This window comes from Sandarakinorhabdus sp., assembly GCF_031422795.1.
Taxonomy (GTDB): domain Bacteria; phylum Pseudomonadota; class Alphaproteobacteria; order Sphingomonadales; family Sphingomonadaceae; genus Sandarakinorhabdus.
This window is the reverse complement of sequence record NZ_JANPML010000060.1, coordinates 1-2,118: the sequence shown is the minus strand read 5'-3', so window position 1 is coordinate 2,118 and position 2,118 is coordinate 1. Positions and strand designations below refer to the sequence as shown.

The following is a 2,118-nucleotide window of genomic DNA, read 5'->3' as shown; positions in this document are numbered from 1 at the left end:
TTCAGTTGCGAATGGCGCGACCCCCACCCCGGGCCGCCTGCGGCGTCTCTCGACCCTCCCCACAAGGGGGAGGGAGTTGAGGCGTTCACACAAAGCGCAGCGCGCTGGCCACCTTTACGCCCGGCAGGGCGCGGATGGTGGCGAGCAGGGCATCAGGGATGGCGGTATCGACGCTCAGCAGCAGCACGGCCTCGTCGCTGGCGTCGCGGCGGCCAAGGTGGAAGGTGCCGATGTTCACATCCGAACCGCCCAGCGCCGAACCCAGACGGCCGATGAAGCCCGGCTTGTCCTCGTTGACGATATACAGCATGTCGCCGGCCAGATCGGCTTCGACAGTGATGCCGAAAATCTCGGTCAAACGCGGTTTGGACATGCCGAACAGGGTGCCGGCCACGGTGCGCGGGCCTCTGGCGGTCATCACCGTCACGCGCAGCAGCGTGTGATAGTCGGTTTCGCGGTCGTGGCGCACTTCGGCGATCTCGATCTCGCGCTCGCGGGCCAGATAGGGCGCGTTGACCATGTTGACCGTGTCGCTGTGCGTGCGCATCAGGCCGGCCAGCACGGCTGCTGTGATCGGCTTCAGGTTCAGCTGCGCCGCTGCACCTTCGACTTCGACGCGCACCGATTTGATGCCGTCATTGTCGAGCTGGCCAACGAGGCTGCCGAGGCGTTCGGCCAGTGCCATATAGGGCTTCAGGCGCGGCGCTTCTTCGGCTGATAGCGACGGCATGTTGAGCGCGTTGGTGACGCCGCCGGTGAGCAGAAAATCGCTGAGCTGTTCGGCGACCTGGATGGCGACGTTTACCTGGGCTTCGTCGGTCGAGGCGCCAAGGTGCGGCGTCGAAACGAAATTGGGCGTGCCAAACAGCGGTGAGGCCTTGGCGGGCTCCTCCACAAACACATCGAGCGCGGCGCCAGCGATGTGGCCGGAATCGAGCAGTTCCTTCAGCGCCACTTCGTCGATCAGGCCGCCGCGCGCGCAATTGACGATGCGGATGCCCGGCTTGCACTTCAGCAGATTTTCGCGGCTGAGGATGTTGCGGGTGCTGTCGGTGAGCGGCGTGTGCAGGCTGATGAAATCGGCATGGCCGAGCAGCTCATCCAGCGTCACCTTGGTCACGCCCATATGTTCGGCGCGTTCCGGCGTGAGGAACGGATCAAAGGCGATCACCTTCATTTTCAGGCCGAGCGCGCGATCGGCGACGATGCTGCCGATGTTGCCGGCACCGATCAGGCCGAGCGTTTTCGCCGTCACTTCCACGCCCATGAAGCGGTTCTTTTCCCACTTGCCGGCCTGGGTGGAGGCATCGGCTTCGGGCAACTGGCGGGCCAGCGCGAACATCAGCGCGATGGCATGTTCGGCAGTGGTGATCGAGTTGCCGAACGGCGTGTTCATCACGACGACACCAAGCGCGGAAGCGGACGGGATGTCGACATTGTCCACTCCGATGCCGGCGCGGCCCACCACCTTGAGGTTGGTGGCGGCGGCGAGCACTTCCTTGGTGACCTTGGTGGAAGAGCGGATGGCGAGGCCGTCATATTGGCCGATGATCTTGATCAGCTCGTCTTTCGACAGGCCGGTGATTTCATCCACTTCGATGCCGCGGGCGCGGAAGATTTCGGCGGCTTTGGGGGACATTTGATCGGAAATGAGGACGCGTGGCATTTGGTTGTTCTCCAATGGCCCTATCGCTTACGACTGGGAACAGGGCGCTTTTCATTGCGGAAAAAGCGGTATCTTTTTTACTTTTGGAGATCGATAACTATTCGACCTCTCATTTGCTCAAGCAGATCATCGAGCGTGTTTTCCGTGTTTTCCAGTATCATTTCGACGGATTCCACGTTTGGATCACCTGCGCAGCGCATCATGGATGATTGCGAAATCTGATACATGGAGGTCCGAAGAAGTTGGACTATCTCAATGAAATCTTTTGCCGAAACCGAGTTGCTCAACTTGATTTGATCGTCGCGTTCCATTGCTCTTTTCCCAACTAAACGACGAAAGAAGGAACTGCTGATCTCTAGGCCGTCACCTCGGCGTAAGCCCAGTCGAGCCAGTTGGTGAGCGCGACCACGTCAGCCGTATCGACCGTGGCCCCGCACCAGATGCGCAGGCCC

At 61.0% G+C, this 2,118-nt stretch carries 1 protein-coding gene; it reads right to left on the bottom strand.

Going from position 1 to position 2,118, the window contains the following annotated elements; all coding sequences use genetic code 11:
* Positions 1-85: 85 nt before the first annotated feature.
* Positions 86-1,666 carry a phosphoglycerate dehydrogenase gene (gene serA, locus RMO81_RS02480; RefSeq protein WP_310474144.1) on the bottom strand — a complete coding sequence of 527 codons (1,581 nt, stop codon included), beginning with the start codon at positions 1,664-1,666 and terminating at the stop codon, positions 86-88.
* Between the last annotated feature and the right edge of the window lie 452 nt (positions 1,667-2,118).

Bases quoted from the DNA above. Each gene is read 5' to 3' on its own strand.
- serA (WP_310474144.1), bottom strand. From the start codon at position 1,666: ATGCCACGCGTCCTCATTTCCGATCAAATGTCCCCCAAAGCCGCCGAA.